Here is a 15247-nt window from a genome sequence, read left to right as displayed (position 1 = left end):
TATTCTGTTTCTCCTTAAATCGTTAGTTTAAATTATTAATATCAGTATATTTTACCCAGATATATCTATCTACGGGAGTTATCTTATTCTCTGCATAACCAGTGATTCTAAGCTTTATTTTTCGTCCCCGTCATTATAATCAACGACTTGCGCTTTAATTTCTACAATATCTCCAATCTGGATTTTATTGATCGATTTTATAAAAAGTCGAACCATTCCTGTTCCTTTTTACCTATGACAAAATTCTAAATTATATTACCATCTTTGTCAAAAATAATCTCAGCTCTGCAGATTCTCGTACCTTTTACATTGTATCCGCTAAGAGATCTGAAACACGGTTCCTTGTCGAGAGTCTTGATAGCAGTTTGGTTGCCTTTCTGTTTGAAGGTAATTTCTACTCTTGGATTTCCGTTATAAAAAGCTTTGACTCCCTTGTTTACATTTGCGTCGGGAATATATCCTCTGATAAAATTCTCCACTTTTTCATACAAATCATCCCAATTATAATCTTCTATATTTCGCATAATTTTCCTCCATCAAATCTAATTATGAATAAAATACTTTCGTATAGATATTGTGATCCTCTTCTGAAAACAATACCCAGGTCAATTCCAAATCAGGAACCTTTTCTCCCATGAAATGTGCCGCTCTTTTAGCAATCTGAGCTGCTTCCTCTACCGGATATTTATAAATACCAGTGGAAATGGAAGGAAAAGCGATCTTTCTGTAACCGTTTGCCACCGCTACATCAATAGAGTTGATGTATGCGAGAAAGAGCAGGATCGGCGCGTTGACGGGATCTTCTGTATACTTCGGTCCTACGGTATGAATAATTCCTTTACAGGGAATATCGTAGGCTCCTGTAATTTTTGCCTCTCCGGTTTCGCATCCATCTAGTGTTTTACATTCTTCGAGAAGCTTCGGACCGGCAGCTTTATGGATAGCGCCGTCTACTCCCCCACCGCCCAATAAGGTATTATTCGCAGCATTTACGATCACGTCAAACTGATCTGCAACTTTTGTGATGTCTCCTATCATAAAATTAATCTTCATTTATTTTCCTCCTGATTTTCTTGATTTTCATTAATATGACGGAAAACAACCATGGATTTCCAATGTATTAATTCACCAAATATTCTATTTTGCTCCGCATACGATTTCTTTACATTTTCTGCAATGATATCCACAGATATAGGGCCTAAATGCCGGTTATAAAATTCATCTTTGTCAAATTCGTATAACATATCTTTCTTTTTCCTTAATATGAAAGAAAATCAATTATGAAAATTTTGCATAAATGCAGATCCCGCCGCTTTCGTAAATACACGTCCATTTTTCATTATTTTCGAGATAGTGCATAAACGGAACGTCTTCGTTTACGACGATATAAGTGAAGTTATATTTATCGATAAAATCACGATAATTTATAAATCCATACTCTACATTGTATATTTCATCATCTATACTCTCTTTTTTATTGATTTCTTTCGTGAAAAGCTCCGGTCTTGCATCAGTATATACTTCGAAGCCGTACCATTCGAACATTCCGCCGTTATCGAACGAAGTATATACTCTTTCCCTATCCGGTTCTGCAACTGATGCGAGATATTCTGCGGCATTTTTTGCAGGTATTTTCTTATTTTCGATCTGTCCGGCTACTTCCGGCAAAATAATGGCGATGCAGCCGAGTAAAACCGCATTTATGATGATCGTTTTCCATAATTCGTATATGTGCTCCTTTCGAAAACGGATCATTTTCGGGAGCATGTTTGCGAACAATGACAAACAGCCGATTGCCGCCATCCATACATTGCGGACCGCTGTGCAGGACATAAAGATCGTGCCGGCTGCCAGAAATACTTTTGAAAAATCGGAATTTGTGCCATATTCCCGCAAATAAAGTACGAGAAAAACAATCTGTACTATTAAGAGAATTCCCCAGATGCCTAAAATCGCTGGTTTCTGCAGTTCAAGAATGGAATTCATCAATGCTGTTTTCTTGTAGGATTTAACAAGATATAACATTGCATTAACGCCATTCGGGTTCAGAAACCCGCAAAGCAACATAAAGATATCCGCAATAATCAGTCGCTTCCTGTTCACGAGTTCTGTAACAAAGTATTTGAAACTTAAAGCGCAGCCTGGGGCAATATACGGAAGCGTCAATATCAGCAAAAGCGGCCATAAGGCTGCATGGATATTGATCTCAAGAACAGACAGGAAAATCAGAGAAAGCAGATATCTGATTTTCTTCTTGTCTCCATTCCATTTTTCCAGATTTATCAATTCAAACAAAATCAAGGGAATCGTAAATATCGTCGGGCGTGTGGCGGCAAAGGCAGAAAAAACAAACGCTGCCACGGAAATAAGGAATATTTTTATATTAATGTCATTTGTAAATAAAGAAATGTATTGATAGCATAAAAATAAGCTAAAAATACTCATCAAAATAGCCGTAGCGAGAAATCCGATATTTCCAAAATGACTGTATACTTCGTAATTAAATACTGCAGTCAGCCATTGCTGTACAATAATTTCATAGCCGTCATGAATCGTAAACGGATTAATCGTCGGAATTTCTCTGTTTTCCACAATATATCTGCCAGTCGAGATCATCCACCACATATCATTATTGGGATTGAGATTTACTGCACAGAAAATGATCATGATGCCGAGAAAGGCGACAATATAAAAATACAGGTTTTTGGTGATATCTATCTTCTTTTGCATTGTTGCTCCTACTTCAGTTTTGCTTCGGAAATAACGTTCACCAGGATACTTTGATACAGGCTCATTAACTGTTCTTTTTCCTGTACAAGTCGCATTTTTGAAACATCCGGTTTATCGATCAGATTGTATTTGTTGTAGAACTCTTTTAATTCTTGTTCAAATACGATTCCGTAGACATTGCGCATCTTGGCATATATCTTTCGCATGACTACGCCGGCGGGACCCACCTTCATCAGATAGTTTTTGTTTTCTTTCATCATGGCTGTCATCCGGCCGCACCACATTTTAGCTTATTTATCAGCCTCAGGAACCCCGCTCTTGTCCGGATGGTATTTTTCTCTGTCATATCGAGTCTCTTTTTCTTCTTTTGGCTGATATTTTTCGATCACGGATAAAATATCAGCGATGAGATCCCCTGAAGTATCGAGTACGCATTCTTTAATGAGCGGAAGGATCTTCGGAAAATCTTCCGGGTCACATACCTTATGGTATAAATATAGAAGGCCTTCTGTGCCTACATAAATATCCGGTTTATCTCCTGTCTTGAACTCCTTGAATATTTCCTTGCAGATATCTTCGTTTTTCCTTTTCAGAACGCCGATGTAGCTTCTCAGTGTATAGTCCGGCATGCCGAAAGCGTCGGCAATTTCGGCAACTGATAAAATTTTTTCGCCATTAAGTGTCATAACAATTCCTCCAATCAAGTATTTTCTACCTTTATTATGACAGAATCAGTGAAAATCGAATTTTTCTGCACAGAAAAATCCCCGATGATCAAGGGATTTTCAAATTTTACACAAATGTTAATTTCGCCTTAATTGCGTACACGACAACCTGCGTCCTGTCTTCCACAAGAATTTTCGGAAGATGCTGGATAGATGGCTTTTGATCGTTCGCATAGATAAATGCAATTCTGCAGCAATTTCCTTGTTACTTATTCCATTACATAAACAAACGAGAACTTCTTTTTCTCTGTCGGAAAGACACGCAATGTTATATTTTACCGCAATCAGGAATTTTGTGCATGTTTTCTATCTTTGCATTTATTTTTCTACCTCTTTTCTCTGATTTTTCCAATGATCTGTTTCTTTTGTATCGGTCCAATCGTTCTGCTGTCGGTGCTTGCGTTCCGGTTATCTCCCATCACAAAAAATTCATTATCCTTTAGTGTAATGGTATCGGCCGCTAATCCACGCATATCCTGTGTGATCGCTTCTTTCGCAAACGGATCCTCTATGACTTTTCCGTTGATTAGAACCTCTCCGTTTTCATCTATACGGACCGTTTCACCGGGAAGGGCTATAATTCTCTTGATAAGATCCATCGACGGCATATGAACGGCGACGACGTCATAGCGCTGCGGTTCCGACGTCAGATAAACTACTGAATTGATCTTCAAAACATCTCCGTTATGGTAATTTGGTTCCATGGAATTTCCGTCTACGATTAGTTTTCTGGAAAATAGCGATACAATAAGATAAATTCCGAAAGCCGCTATGCAGTAAGGCCGCAGCTTTTTAAAATATTCTTTTAAATTGACCATAGAGATCTCCTCCCATCTATTAATATGAAAGATTCAGGAAAATTTCTGTGCAGAAAAATAACAAAACCCCCACATTGCTGTAGGGGTTACCAGAGAAGAAAAATGTGTTTTATGAAAGAGGTCCTTTCACTTTCACTATTATTATGACAGAAAAATTATAAAAACGCAGAACTCATAATCAGTTTCTCCGGCAGAATCTTCATATGCTCTGTTTGTGCCCATGGAATTTTATAAGCTCTTCCGTTTTCGCATGATCTGAAACCTGCTATTTCAGCACTGTCTCCTCTTTTTGTTCCATATATAGTCATTAACTCACTCCCTTTTGGAATGAGACATCCGTTAATGTCTGTGATGGGTTTTGTTGTCACGACATGCGAGTTGATCCAACCCATAGAATATTCTCCTTTCTGTCTTTTGTTTGATACCATTATTATGACATAAAAACATGGATGAAAGATTTTTCTGCACAGAAAAACCGTGACAAACGCCACGGCTTTTCATCTTTAAGAAAAGGATACCCCGTCCATAGGTAATGTAACAAACGAATTTGTTTGAGTTAATCAATCTAAAATCCTGGTTCCTACCATAAATTTCGTTTTTCTTCCCATTTATAACATACGGTAATATTCAGATCATCAATATCTCCGAATAATTCCTGTATAAAACTCCTTACGACTTCCCAGTCCATCCGATCCAGACCACAGCCAATTTTAGGCATTGCGATAGATTTTATACCGTATGTAATAACAATATCATGAAGTTCTTTTAATGCCGTCCGCATGGTCTTTTCCGAAGGCTTCATATAATATTTTGCTTTCGTTACCAGATTTAAAACATGTGAGGTTACAAGACAGTATCCTTTATCGTTCCATACATCTGGTCTGTAGTATTTCCGAAGTTCCTGTTTTGTACTGAAGCGCTTGTTGAATTCGATGGCAATACCCTTTCCGCAAGCAAAATCAGCGGATATACACTATACAAACCATACGTCGGGATCATCGATATCAAATAAGTCCGCGCATTTTTCTATATATTGCAAATGCTCTCACCCTTTCTTTTTATAAGATTAATATGTCAGAATTTCTGTGCAGAAATTTGCCCACATTATTCTTTTATGCTATAGTAATTATAGAAAATAGAATACAGCAAAAAAAAGAGGATAAGAAATGGCAGAAATTAAAAACTTTCCTAACCAGTCAAGATATGAGGATCTGGCTATGATGGAAAAAGAGGAATTTGATAAGGAAATTAAAAAATACGAAGATCATCCGAAACTCAAGGATCTGATCGAAAAATACAGAGAAATTTCTTCCGAAGGATATGCGTATCTGGCAAGAACTTCTATGAAAGGTGCAGATGAGTCCATTGAAGACGCAAAGCAAAATATGACGTTTCTGAAAGGTGTCGCTCTTGCAGCCGAAAGTGGAAAGCTTCAGGATAAAATTGCAAAAATCATTTCGGAATTATAAGAAAAACGCCTTGCCGGAAAACCGGAAGGCGTTATTTTTATGCATTTTTGGACTTCTCCTGAGACTCTGCATAGAGTTCATTAAAGAAATCATCCACATCCTGCATGAACTCAAGTTTTTCACTGTCGTTATGCAGAAAATTCTTGATGATTTTCAAACCTGTTTCACGTTCCATCCGGGACACAACTCCGACCACTTTGCTCGAATACTTAACAGCTTCCCCTAACTTACTCTTACGGGCGAGTTCTCTATCAGGACGAGAATTAATTCTCTCATAAGTCATCAGATCCTCCGATGCCTTACCAAGTGCCTTAACGAGTTCGAAAGCTAATCTCGGCTGAGTCATGGTTGCCTTTAACAGGTTCGTTTCGTTTAAATTATTCATATGATTTGCCCTCCTTGTGGCCATAACTGTTCCCCCGCCGGAAACAGTAAGAAATGTTTCGCTCGGCGGGAGCGTTGTATAGTTGTGGGAGGATTACTGCACAATTACCTTTACGAAATCCTGGACCATGCCCTTCATAAAGCCATATACCTTTTCGATAGCTTCTTCTCTTGAATTGGCAAGCGCCTCCATTTTTAAGTATCTTCTACCAGAATACTCTTTACAATGTGGTTCCAGGATTACAGTCACCGTATATTTTTTCATGTTTTTACCTCATAATTCTTTCAAACATCTGATCAGGCGTTACATAATCTTTTGCCTGTTCGTCGTAAATCTTTCCACTGCATCCTTCATTCCAAGATGCTCTTACGAAAAGAGACGGACCTGTAATAGAATTTTTTAAAAAACTGAATCTAATATCATATCCAGCTTCAACGATCTTTTTAACGGAATTACGCGTTATTCTTCCATCATCCGAACTACATAAATAACAATTTGTTCTACCGTTATCCTTAGCTTCCGTAATTTCTTCTACCCATTTGAGAATGGTGTTAGGGTCTGTTTCCTTCAGCATATTTTCAGCTGTCGGCACAACAGTTTCTTTTACATTCTTTTTTACATTCTTTTTTACATTCTTCTTAAACAGTTCAAACATTCTATTTTTCCTTCTTTATTTTCTTATAGTAACTGCTTCCGTAACCGGATGAAGCAGCTCACGTTGTCCATCCGGTAGGACTGTATCTTTAGAAAAAGGTTGTTTTATGTTATCTCCGGCCATATGCCGGAGTTATAAAAAGTAAAATCTATAAGATCAACCGGGATTTTTATCTTAACCCCGGGAAAAGTTTTTCTCCATCTTTCTGTGATATTACTATTATGATAGAAAAGTAGGTCAGAAGTTTGCAAAATTCTTATATCAACATAGAAAGTGCTTCTATTTTTCAATGATACTGTATTCGTCGCTTAATTCTTTGATTTTGCTATTGAATTCTTCCTGATCGATATATCCTAAACTCTTGTCGCTGAGAAGCTTTTTCAGTTTTTTGGAAATATTGGATAATTTATCTGATAGAGAATCATTCTCTTCTTCCAGGCAATCAATCTCGGCTTCGGCATCTTCAAGTTCGGATTTTGTATCTTCGAGTTTGTCATATAATCTATCGTATTCTCGTTCCAGATCATCATACTCTTCTGCATCATGTTCTTTTATTTTCAGAAATTCACACAAAGCATCAAAAACTTCTGGTGCTACAATTTCCCGAAAATCTTCCGTTTCTGAAATACAATGAATTTCTCCTTCGTATCTGCATATAATCATAATTTTTCCTCCAGTCTCTTTTTCCAATACCTATTTCCTTCTTCTGATCCGCGGATATAAAGCGTCGTCATTTTTCCCTGGCTAAAACATCCCGGACACAGACAGCCGTGGTACGCCGTTTTATCCCGGTTTGAATACATCTTATGTCCGCAGTCAGTGAAGAAAAATGTTCCTTCTCCATGGATCTCCGGCGTTATTTGATACGTTGCATATTCCATGTTTACCTCCTATGGATTACATCTTTTGCAAGGGTCATATCCCTGATTGATAAGATCCTGTCTGCTGCCGCTATAATCCTTCCTGTTTTGTGGTTTCATATCCGTAACGCTGTCGCAATCCGGTAGATGAAATTTATGTGTACCGGTATTGAGCACGTAATCGACAACGGAGTCATCTGTCTTATTATCATTTTCTTTTTGCGCTGCTTCGCTGATCCAGCTGTCGCCTGTTGCGTAATCAATCTCAATACCAGGCTGAACGTTATAGACAAATACACAGAAGCAAACACCTTCTCCGTTATCTTCCGGGGAATATGCTTCCATAAGAACTCCGTCTGCTACGAGGTTATCGCCTGTAAACACAGGAGTCACACGGTACATAACATGATTTCCGGTGTTTTTGGCATAATCTGCGACTTCATTCTCAAATGGAAGCATACCGGTTACATTAAAATATCTCGTGCCAGTGATCAGATTCTTTTCGTTGGCATTTTCTCCTGAAAGTTGATATCCAATCAAATGACAGCGATTATAAAGATAATTACCATCTACGATACCGGAGTATTTAACGGTATGCCATCCGGTAGGCTTAATCATTCCAATCTCTCCTCTTTCTTCCGTAGGCATTGTTTCCTTGCCTACAAGCGCTATAGCGAGACCACATCTTCCGAGTTCGTCCAGAGGACTATAAAATTCATATCCAGCAGACAAAGTGTCGTCCGCGGTAAAGAAAGGGATATTATCATTGATTGTGGTATATGCGTTTCCTGCGTAAACGGGAATTTGAGACGAATCAAATTTGCTTGGCGATTCTTCAGGATCAACCTCCGACTCTGTCTGAATTATTTCAATTTTGGAGATTGTATTTGCGTGATTTTCGTTTACGGGTAATGAGCTCCCGCACGAAGTCAGCAAAAGAATAGCTGCTGATAATAATAAAGTTAATTTCTTTTTCATGATTTCTCCTTTTTGTTTTAAAAAGAGCGGAAATAATCCGCTCTTTTATAATCAGTCCTCATCTCTGTCCATCAGGCTCTTCGGAAGTATCCAGCCTTCAGGAGTAACAACATATTCTTTCTCTGAAGAATTTTCAGGAGCATCAATATCAGCTTTCTTTTTGCCGTAAATTTTCTCAACGGCATTGACGTAGTCAGTCTGGATGTCGAAATACATCTTCATCCACAGGTTCCCGTCTTCTCTGTAAGCGTTCACCTGCTTCGCCAATTGACGAATCTGTTCTTCCAGTTTTTCTTTCTCTTCTCCTTTCAATTCTTCCTGTCCAATGATATAACCACCGTTTTTACGAATAGACGGCAATACTTCATGAGTCACCCACTTACGGAATGTTTTTGCTTCCTGTTTCTTGGATGCGAAAATCATTTCATAAATACCGTATTCATTTACACACTGATATTTACGTCTGCCGGTTCCGATATTGATGAAAAATTCAGTTCTATCTTCAGGATCAACTAAACGAAGAGCATGCTCTGCCTTCATACACAAAATTTTAGCAACATCTTTTGTCAGGAACCAAATATTGCCATTGTCTCCAAATATAGCGGTGAGCTGTCCTAAATTTGTGTTATTAAATATTTCAAATTTGTCCATTTCGTTTCCTCCAATTTTCTTTTGATACAATTAATATGAAAGAAATTATGGAAACAATTATTTGAAAAAATAATATTTCATATTTTATATTCCTTAAAAATAAGAATAAAAATATTGATGTTTAAAATACATCCGTTAAGTGGATGTAAATGCTTGCAACACAGCATAAACAATAGACTTTTGTAAAAGTAATTGTTTGAAAATCAATTTAAAAAATATGCAATATCTTGATCTGTATTAACCACTTTTCTCATAAAAAAAGAAACCTTATTAGCTCTCTGTTTGATGCTTCTTCAGCTGATGCAGATTGCATCTAAACGACCATATCGTTTTCTCCGTAGCCATTTATTACAATCGGCTCATATACGATTCTGCAATCTTTCTCGGAAGTTAATGCCACATCTGGTATAAGCAGTTCATTATAATCATCTTCCGGCACCTCGTCATGAGACCAATAGTTCATGACTTTCCATTCTTCCTTATCTAACGGAATATGTACATGAATACTGAAAGTCGGCTCATTTGGATTCCGCAGATTCATTCTTACCTGTATTGTCGCACAGGGAGCATCCTCTGTTAAATTGAACATGATAGGAACCACAATAGAAATTTTATTAGAATCCCCAATGCCATAATCCATACACAGATACTTCTCTCCAGTCATTTCCGCAACTTCGCCTATAATAGGATAGCCCACACGACTGATTTTCCGCTCGTTAATACAGGACAGAGTCACATAATTACGGTTCGGATATCTATGGTTGAACTTCATATCATCAAACCGTCCTGCATCCAGAGGGAGTTCGTTCAAACCCATATCAAACTTCAAAATATCCTGATTCGCATATGGGAAGAAAACACCGACATCCAGCACCACAATACTTGGCTTTAGCTCATCTGTATTAAAGAAACGTTTCAATTCCTCAATCATCATTTTTCCATACATATACTCATTCTCTTATCGAAAAGTTATTTTATAAAATTAATATGAAAGAAAATACATGCAAAAATATTGTTATCATGAATATGTATGTGTATAATAAACGCTTCTGGCCAGCTGGCCAAAAGCGTTTATTATACAGTCTGAAGAAAGTTTAATGTTTCTTTTTCAAATTATTCTTCTCCCAATGTTGTTTTTCCAATATCCATAATAATGTCACTGGAATCACCGGTAATAACATTAGGTAGCTGTCCGTTCCACTTTTCATAATACTGCTGTCTCAAAATCTTATCCGTAATGGAATCATTCAAAAGTTTATTTGCATCCGCCTCGCCCTGCGCCTTAATTACAGCTGCGTCAGCTTCAGCTTTTGCCTGCGTCGTTTTAACCTGAGCATCTGCTTCCGCCGCTTCAATCTGCCGTTTATTTTCAATCTGCTGCTTTTCATACGCAAGCTGCGCAGTCTGTTTATCTGCAATGGCCTGATTATAGCTTTCTTCAAAGTCAGTATTTGCGATAACTACCTTATTGATAAATACCACATCGGAACCATACTTTTGATCTAAAGCTTCCTGAATCTTTTCCTGTGCAATAGGTTCAATGATTCCACGATTGGTTGCATCTGTAGAATTCAGTTCCTTACTGCTACTCTTGATTGCGGATGCAACAAGATTATCTGAAATCAGATTTTTCTTATAATCTGATACGTTCGCATAGATCCAGGCGCTCTTTTCGGGGTTAATTGTGTATGTGACAGTTATTCCTTCATAGTATAAAACGGTACGCTCAGCAGTCTCACTCCAAACCTGGCCGGTATATGTAATATCCTGCTGCTTATTATTCACCTGATTAATAGACTGTACAAAAGGAATCTTCCAGTTAAATCCATTCTGTACTGTATGGTTATCAATCTGTCCGAAAGTAATTCTTACTCCGGTATATCCAGTTGGAATAATTGCAAACGACTGACTAAATACCAGTAGTATAAGGCCACCGATAATCATAGGATGTGCATAATGTTTGCCGTCCTTTTCATAATCAGTATCCTTAGTAAGAACTCTAATTATAATTCCCAAAATTGCAGCTACAACACCAATAACAAGTAATACGATATTCATAAAAAATCCTTTCTGTTTTTAATGGTTTTCTCCATTTTTCATATATACAAAATTAATATGAAGGAAAATGTATGCAAAAATATTGTTATTGTGAATTATTTTTGTTATTATGGAATAAATATTATTTAGATCAGAGGTAATATTACATGCAAAATCAAGAAAATAAAGTAGAGACTATTATTGTTAATCCACTCATTAATGATAGTCATAGGAGTAAAAAATATATTACCGAAATTTCCAATCAGATAGGGGAAGAATATTTTAAAGAAGGTAAAACATGGAAAGAAATATCATTATCTCATAATTGCAGCATTAGCCTTGTGCAGCATTATGTGAATTTGTATAAAAATAAAAATACTTTTGCAGAAACAAAACGAGATTTGATTAAAAAGAAAATAATAGAAGAATATAATAATGAAAATAAAGTATCAATGCGAGTTCTTGCTGAAAAATATCATCTTTCATTATCAACCGTAGAAAGATATATTAAATTTCATAAAAAAGATCAAATGAGACAAAAGAAAATTTGTTCTATTCTGCCTGAAAAATTAGGTCAAAAAACAATTACTATTGCAGAAGATTATCTTTATAATAAAATATCTTATGCGCAAATGTCTCAAAAATATAACTGCTCTGTTGGATGTATACAGTATCATGTTAAAAAATATTTATATGCTTATCCCGAATTAAAATGCGATAAAAAAAGGCCAATGAATTAATCATTGGTCTTTTCTTATCTTTGCAAAATTGCTGCTTTATATGCTATATAACAAGCGATATCTCCCAGCGTTTTCCGATCATATTCAGACAAATCAATAACTTTCATCCCACTATTCTTCAAATACCGTAAATAGATATTGAGACAGTCCATGAAACGGTTATGTGCCGAGGTCCGATATTTGTCATTCTCCATTTTCCATGCATTATCATTGATTGCGAAATCCATCCGGTATTTTGCGTAACGGATTGCCGATTTTAATACATCTATTGCAAGCTCGGATGTATCTGGATCTGTTGAATTAGTTCCATCAATAACTAATAGCATAATATTTTCGAAAATATTATCATTCATGAAATAGCTCTGCCTCTCTTTCTTTTAACTCATGGAACATTTCTTTAATATTAACAAATTCCGCTGTTATTTCATCCAGCTTTTCAACGTTAAGTTTCACAGTTGAGATGCTCTCAATGCCTTTTTCCTGAAATGATGGATTATATACCGGTTTGAATAAAAAATGGAATTCATTTTTGCATTTTGTTGGTTCAAAAAAAACTTGTCGTAATGGAAAGTCTCCTTCCGTATCAAAAACAATCCGGATATCATATCCATATCCCTGCATTTTACGGATAATATGTTTTCCGCCCCATGGATTATCCGTTTTTGTTTCTTCTATCAATTTAATACCCTGCATTTCTTCCTCCGTTTTTCTATTATTCTAACACTAATATGATAGAAAACAAATATGAAAAAATAGAAAAGGTGGTGTCAAAGTGACATCCGCCTCTTTTTTAATGAGAAATGTCCGGAATTTCTTCATTTTCTGTTCTATCATAATCTCCATTTAATATGGACTCTAATAATTGTGACCGCATAGGTTCCGTTTCTTTAATGTCTATAGGACCACCATGATCGGCAGCTATTTCCTGTATAACATTTTTTGGAATTTCTTCTCCGATAAAACTGTTGTCCCGTTTTATAAAATAAAAATCAGCTGATCCAAGATCGGAAATATTTGCTGTTTTCACATCATATTCACCATAAGAATTAGGCTTTGATAGTTCAAGCATGCTTCCATCTCTTAATTTGATGGATCCGGATTTTCTATCATTCATAAAACCTTGTAATTCTTCTGTCTTATTCAAGTTCTCATATTCTGTAATTTTTTCTCTCATTTCGGCAGTCTGCAGGATCGGATATGGTTTCTCTTTGGCTTTTTCCACTACTTCGTCAATCAAATGCTCGGATTTTTGTAAAGCGCCCTGTTCGAATAATTCATTTGTAAGATCCGCGCAAAATTTTGCCACATGATAATGATTATCCTGTGTGAAAACCATTCTTCCGTTTATAGTTTCTATCTGTGGCTCAAAATCGAATATCTTCTGCTTCCCGTTCCTAGCTGCGATATCATTGATATTTTTGCAGGCAGCACATGCTTTGTCATGTGCTTTGTTTCTTTCATCATTTGCTCGCTCGATTCTGGCAATGTATTCAGTCTGATCTATACGTTCAGAAATTAGAAAAGCTCGATTTCTTTCTGTTGCCAGTACTTGATCTGCCACTGTGTTTACGTATTTTGTTAACATTTGTGCGTATTCTGCAATATCTGCTGCTTCACCGGGAGCTTTTTCCATTAGTGATCTTAACTTTTCTATATACATAAAAACACCGTCCTTTCTGCTGTTAATATGACAGAAATAGACGGTGTAAAATTTGTTATAAAATGAAATCGTCGATACTCAGGGATTGAGTATGCACATTTCTGGAATTTGACTGTTGAACTTTTTCTGTTGCTTTAGCTATTAAATCATCAACGGATAAAACATCTTCTTTAGGAGTTTGACAGTTTACTATATCGGAAACATTGTCTTCAGAAAGAATCCCTGGATATTTTTCTTCAAAGTTTATCAAAGTATTTTTACTTATCTGCTCCTGTTTGGTTATCTCATCGTAAACAGTTTCAAGACTATGTGCAGCAAGGAGCGATTTAAGCGAAAGCTTTGCCTCAACAGATATTTTGTTCCAGTTTCCATACAAATCCCGGACAGCTTTATCTACCTTGTCGAAAGTGATTGATCTGCCCTGTCGATCATTTTCAATAATAATGCCAATAATATCAGATCGATCATGCTTATAAGGACGATAAGAAGCTAATTTCATAGCTATAAGATATTCGTCTTTTATCGTCCGAACTTCCATACAATGAGAATAAGAAGCATAATATTTACTATATTGACGGATGTTAGGGCTGTAAGAATCTGTATATTTAAAATCCTGATTTAGCCAACCATTTGGTAAATTGTATTTGTCACCGATTTTATTGATGATGTCTTTTAAATCTTCCCTAGCTACAATAAAAGCGTCTATATCTGTCGTTCCCGGTCGAAAATTATAATTCATAGCCAATGATGCTCCGCCGACTATAATAATTTCAATATTTCCTCCTTTAAACTGTTTGTGATATTCTTTTGCTACTTCTTTTAAACACGTAAGCATTAGTTCACGGTCAAGTTGTATATCATTTTCACTCGGCATAAATATCTCCTTCCAATATGTTGTACTGTAAAAAATATGGATTGGCATTTGCAATCAGTTTTTGACGCTCATCGTCTTTGCCTGTTAGCTTCTCCATTAAAATAATATCAGGAGAGACGATCAGCTCTTTCATTTTTGTCTTCCTATATTGTTCATAATCCATACATAAGCTTGCGTTATTTTTTTCTGTTATTTCATCGAACATGGCCAATGTATATAGGGCTTCCGGATACCATCTTATATTCCATAATATGGGAATATAATTATTTTTCCTAATAAATGATAGCATTTCTATATCGCCATTTCTGTGAAGCTTGTGACACATTTCGCTTCTAAATGAAGAAAAAGGAACCCGCTGTTTTAGATTTAAAATTGTATATAAATCATCCATAGATAAAGAAAAATATTCAGCCAATCGTTTTAGTATAAGTGCGTTGATATTATTGGGGTCCGTTTTATGATTTGCAATGTCACTTAATGTCGAATACGGAATATTTGTGTCTTTAGAGCATCTATATACGCTTATTTCTTTTAAATTACATAATGTTTTAAGCATAAAAATCACCTCATATATATTATAACGGATAACCGTTATAATATGCAAGATAAAAAATTCCATTTAAATTAAATGTGAAGTATATATTTTTAATGTATGCTAGAATCAT

25 protein-coding genes are annotated in these 15247 nt (G+C 36.2%); 2 read left to right on the top strand and 23 right to left on the bottom strand.

The window, feature by feature from the left end:
• Positions 1-245: 245 nt before the first annotated feature.
• The 9 genes from DWZ61_RS05395 to DWZ61_RS20370 all read right to left on the bottom strand — a co-directional run bounded on the left by DWZ61_RS05395 (position 246) and on the right by DWZ61_RS20370 (position 5207).
• The gene (locus tag DWZ61_RS05395; protein ID WP_118537715.1) at positions 246-524 is read right to left on the bottom strand and encodes a hypothetical protein; all 279 of its coding nucleotides are present in this window, start codon (positions 522-524) and stop codon (positions 246-248) included.
• A gap of 22 nt (positions 525-546) precedes the next feature.
• Positions 547-1053 (bottom strand): macro domain-containing protein, encoded by a 507-nt coding sequence (locus DWZ61_RS05390; RefSeq protein WP_118537714.1) that lies wholly within the window; start codon positions 1051-1053, stop codon positions 547-549.
• Positions 1050-1244 (bottom strand): hypothetical protein, encoded by a 195-nt coding sequence (locus DWZ61_RS05385; protein ID WP_118537713.1) that lies wholly within the window; start codon positions 1242-1244, stop codon positions 1050-1052. Before DWZ61_RS05385 ends, DWZ61_RS05390 begins: the two co-directional genes overlap by 4 nt.
• A 34-nt stretch (positions 1245-1278) precedes the next feature.
• Positions 1279-2730: a hypothetical protein gene (locus DWZ61_RS05380; RefSeq protein WP_118537712.1), complete on the bottom strand. Its 1452-nt coding sequence runs from the start codon at positions 2728-2730 to the stop codon at positions 1279-1281.
• Positions 2731-2738: 8 nt separating this feature from the next.
• Positions 2739-2990 (bottom strand): hypothetical protein, encoded by a 252-nt coding sequence (locus DWZ61_RS05375; RefSeq protein WP_147354686.1) that lies wholly within the window; start codon positions 2988-2990, stop codon positions 2739-2741.
• Between the two features lie 30 nt (positions 2991-3020).
• Positions 3021-3416: a hypothetical protein gene (locus DWZ61_RS05370; RefSeq protein WP_118537710.1), complete on the bottom strand. Its 396-nt coding sequence runs from the start codon at positions 3414-3416 to the stop codon at positions 3021-3023.
• A gap of 365 nt (positions 3417-3781) precedes the next feature.
• The gene (lepB, locus tag DWZ61_RS05360) at positions 3782-4273 is read right to left on the bottom strand and encodes a signal peptidase I (protein WP_118537708.1); all 492 of its coding nucleotides are present in this window, start codon (positions 4271-4273) and stop codon (positions 3782-3784) included.
• Positions 4274-4428: 155 nt separating this feature from the next.
• Complete coding sequence (locus DWZ61_RS05355; RefSeq protein WP_118537707.1) at positions 4429-4665, bottom strand: hypothetical protein; 237 nt, start codon at positions 4663-4665, stop codon at positions 4429-4431.
• A 188-nt stretch (positions 4666-4853) separates the two neighbouring features.
• A complete protein-coding gene (locus DWZ61_RS20370; RefSeq protein ID WP_279220477.1) occupies positions 4854-5207 on the bottom strand; it encodes a macro domain-containing protein in 354 nt (117 codons plus the stop codon).
• 232 nt (positions 5208-5439) lie between these two features.
• Here DWZ61_RS20370 and DWZ61_RS05345 point away from each other — a divergent pair, with 232 nt between their 5' ends.
• Entirely contained in the window at positions 5440-5742 is a 303-nt protein-coding gene (locus DWZ61_RS05345) for a hypothetical protein (RefSeq protein ID WP_118537705.1), read from the top strand.
• A 37-nt stretch (positions 5743-5779) separates the two neighbouring features.
• Here DWZ61_RS05345 and DWZ61_RS05340 read toward each other — a convergent pair whose 3' ends face one another.
• From DWZ61_RS05340 to DWZ61_RS05305, 9 genes are all read right to left on the bottom strand, one after another.
• On the bottom strand, positions 5780-6127 hold the full coding sequence (locus DWZ61_RS05340) for a hypothetical protein (RefSeq protein WP_118537704.1): 348 nt from the start codon (positions 6125-6127) through the stop codon (positions 5780-5782).
• Between the two features lie 93 nt (positions 6128-6220).
• On the bottom strand, positions 6221-6391 hold the full coding sequence (locus tag DWZ61_RS19665; protein WP_182427013.1) for a hypothetical protein: 171 nt from the start codon (positions 6389-6391) through the stop codon (positions 6221-6223).
• Between the two features lie 4 nt (positions 6392-6395).
• The gene (locus DWZ61_RS05335) at positions 6396-6782 is read right to left on the bottom strand and encodes a hypothetical protein (protein WP_118537703.1); all 387 of its coding nucleotides are present in this window, start codon (positions 6780-6782) and stop codon (positions 6396-6398) included.
• A gap of 279 nt (positions 6783-7061) precedes the next feature.
• Entirely contained in the window at positions 7062-7472 is a 411-nt protein-coding gene (locus DWZ61_RS05330) for a hypothetical protein (RefSeq protein ID WP_147354685.1), read from the bottom strand.
• Complete coding sequence (locus DWZ61_RS05325) at positions 7442-7663, bottom strand: hypothetical protein (protein WP_118537701.1); 222 nt, start codon at positions 7661-7663, stop codon at positions 7442-7444. Before DWZ61_RS05325 ends, DWZ61_RS05330 begins: the two co-directional genes overlap by 31 nt.
• A gap of 9 nt (positions 7664-7672) precedes the next feature.
• A complete protein-coding gene (locus DWZ61_RS05320) occupies positions 7673-8620 on the bottom strand; it encodes a DNA/RNA non-specific endonuclease (protein ID WP_118537700.1) in 948 nt (315 codons plus the stop codon).
• A gap of 51 nt (positions 8621-8671) precedes the next feature.
• A complete protein-coding gene (locus DWZ61_RS05315) occupies positions 8672-9271 on the bottom strand; it encodes a BRO family protein (protein WP_118537699.1) in 600 nt (199 codons plus the stop codon).
• Positions 9272-9584: 313 nt separating this feature from the next.
• A complete protein-coding gene (locus tag DWZ61_RS05310) occupies positions 9585-10217 on the bottom strand; it encodes a hypothetical protein (protein WP_118537698.1) in 633 nt (210 codons plus the stop codon).
• 167 nt (positions 10218-10384) lie between these two features.
• Complete coding sequence (locus DWZ61_RS05305) at positions 10385-11329, bottom strand: SPFH domain-containing protein (RefSeq protein ID WP_118537697.1); 945 nt, start codon at positions 11327-11329, stop codon at positions 10385-10387.
• Positions 11330-11475: 146 nt separating this feature from the next.
• Here DWZ61_RS05305 and DWZ61_RS05300 point away from each other — a divergent pair, with 146 nt between their 5' ends.
• Positions 11476-12048, top strand: a complete 573-nt coding sequence (locus DWZ61_RS05300; RefSeq protein WP_118537696.1) for a winged helix-turn-helix domain-containing protein — start codon at positions 11476-11478, stop codon at positions 12046-12048.
• Between the two features lie 14 nt (positions 12049-12062).
• Here DWZ61_RS05300 and DWZ61_RS05295 read toward each other — a convergent pair whose 3' ends face one another.
• The 5 genes from DWZ61_RS05295 to DWZ61_RS05275 form a co-directional block, all read right to left on the bottom strand.
• Positions 12063-12401: a hypothetical protein gene (locus DWZ61_RS05295; RefSeq protein ID WP_118537695.1), complete on the bottom strand. Its 339-nt coding sequence runs from the start codon at positions 12399-12401 to the stop codon at positions 12063-12065.
• Positions 12394-12741: a hypothetical protein gene (locus DWZ61_RS05290; RefSeq protein WP_118537694.1), complete on the bottom strand. Its 348-nt coding sequence runs from the start codon at positions 12739-12741 to the stop codon at positions 12394-12396. The genes DWZ61_RS05295 and DWZ61_RS05290 overlap by 8 nt, the downstream gene beginning before the upstream one ends.
• A gap of 97 nt (positions 12742-12838) precedes the next feature.
• A complete protein-coding gene (locus DWZ61_RS05285; RefSeq protein WP_147354684.1) occupies positions 12839-13708 on the bottom strand; it encodes a hypothetical protein in 870 nt (289 codons plus the stop codon).
• 55 nt (positions 13709-13763) lie between these two features.
• Positions 13764-14582: a DUF6036 family nucleotidyltransferase gene (locus tag DWZ61_RS05280; protein WP_118537692.1), complete on the bottom strand. Its 819-nt coding sequence runs from the start codon at positions 14580-14582 to the stop codon at positions 13764-13766.
• Entirely contained in the window at positions 14572-15138 is a 567-nt protein-coding gene (locus DWZ61_RS05275; protein ID WP_118537691.1) for a helix-turn-helix domain-containing protein, read from the bottom strand. The genes DWZ61_RS05280 and DWZ61_RS05275 overlap by 11 nt, the downstream gene beginning before the upstream one ends.
• Positions 15139-15247 lie beyond the last annotated feature (109 nt).

The sequence above is a fragment of the Clostridium sp. AF34-10BH genome, assembly GCF_003478095.1.
GTDB classification, from domain to species: domain Bacteria; phylum Bacillota; class Clostridia; order Lachnospirales; family Lachnospiraceae; genus Acetatifactor; species Acetatifactor acetigignens.
This window is presented reverse-complemented; position numbering and strand designations above follow the sequence as displayed.

Excerpts from the sequence above, each read along its gene's own strand:
- DWZ61_RS05395 (WP_118537715.1), bottom strand. The coding sequence starts at position 524 with ATGCGAAATATAGAAGATTATAATTGGGATGATTTGTATGAAAAAGTG.
- DWZ61_RS05390 (WP_118537714.1), bottom strand. The coding sequence starts at position 1,053 with ATGAAGATTAATTTTATGATAGGAGACATCACAAAAGTTGCAGATCAG.
- DWZ61_RS05385 (WP_118537713.1), bottom strand. The coding sequence starts at position 1,244 with ATGTTATACGAATTTGACAAAGATGAATTTTATAACCGGCATTTAGGC.
- DWZ61_RS05380 (WP_118537712.1), bottom strand. The coding sequence starts at position 2,730 with ATGCAAAAGAAGATAGATATCACCAAAAACCTGTATTTTTATATTGTC.
- DWZ61_RS05375 (WP_147354686.1), bottom strand. The coding sequence starts at position 2,990 with ATGATGAAAGAAAACAAAAACTATCTGATGAAGGTGGGTCCCGCCGGC.
- DWZ61_RS05370 (WP_118537710.1), bottom strand. The coding sequence starts at position 3,416 with ATGACACTTAATGGCGAAAAAATTTTATCAGTTGCCGAAATTGCCGAC.
- lepB (WP_118537708.1), bottom strand. The coding sequence starts at position 4,273 with ATGGTCAATTTAAAAGAATATTTTAAAAAGCTGCGGCCTTACTGCATA.
- DWZ61_RS05355 (WP_118537707.1), bottom strand. The coding sequence starts at position 4,665 with ATGGGTTGGATCAACTCGCATGTCGTGACAACAAAACCCATCACAGAC.
- DWZ61_RS05345 (WP_118537705.1), top strand. The coding sequence starts at position 5,440 with ATGGCAGAAATTAAAAACTTTCCTAACCAGTCAAGATATGAGGATCTG.
- DWZ61_RS05340 (WP_118537704.1), bottom strand. The coding sequence starts at position 6,127 with ATGAATAATTTAAACGAAACGAACCTGTTAAAGGCAACCATGACTCAG.
- DWZ61_RS19665 (WP_182427013.1), bottom strand. The coding sequence starts at position 6,391 with ATGAAAAAATATACGGTGACTGTAATCCTGGAACCACATTGTAAAGAG.
- DWZ61_RS05335 (WP_118537703.1), bottom strand. The coding sequence starts at position 6,782 with ATGTTTGAACTGTTTAAGAAGAATGTAAAAAAGAATGTAAAAAAGAAT.
- DWZ61_RS05325 (WP_118537701.1), bottom strand. The coding sequence starts at position 7,663 with ATGGAATATGCAACGTATCAAATAACGCCGGAGATCCATGGAGAAGGA.
- DWZ61_RS05320 (WP_118537700.1), bottom strand. The coding sequence starts at position 8,620 with ATGAAAAAGAAATTAACTTTATTATTATCAGCAGCTATTCTTTTGCTG.
- DWZ61_RS05315 (WP_118537699.1), bottom strand. The coding sequence starts at position 9,271 with ATGGACAAATTTGAAATATTTAATAACACAAATTTAGGACAGCTCACC.
- DWZ61_RS05310 (WP_118537698.1), bottom strand. The coding sequence starts at position 10,217 with ATGTATGGAAAAATGATGATTGAGGAATTGAAACGTTTCTTTAATACA.
- DWZ61_RS05305 (WP_118537697.1), bottom strand. The coding sequence starts at position 11,329 with ATGAATATCGTATTACTTGTTATTGGTGTTGTAGCTGCAATTTTGGGA.
- DWZ61_RS05300 (WP_118537696.1), top strand. The coding sequence starts at position 11,476 with ATGCAAAATCAAGAAAATAAAGTAGAGACTATTATTGTTAATCCACTC.
- DWZ61_RS05295 (WP_118537695.1), bottom strand. The coding sequence starts at position 12,401 with ATGAATGATAATATTTTCGAAAATATTATGCTATTAGTTATTGATGGA.
- DWZ61_RS05290 (WP_118537694.1), bottom strand. The coding sequence starts at position 12,741 with ATGCAGGGTATTAAATTGATAGAAGAAACAAAAACGGATAATCCATGG.
- DWZ61_RS05285 (WP_147354684.1), bottom strand. The coding sequence starts at position 13,708 with ATGTATATAGAAAAGTTAAGATCACTAATGGAAAAAGCTCCCGGTGAA.
- DWZ61_RS05280 (WP_118537692.1), bottom strand. The coding sequence starts at position 14,582 with ATGCCGAGTGAAAATGATATACAACTTGACCGTGAACTAATGCTTACG.
- DWZ61_RS05275 (WP_118537691.1), bottom strand. The coding sequence starts at position 15,138 with ATGCTTAAAACATTATGTAATTTAAAAGAAATAAGCGTATATAGATGC.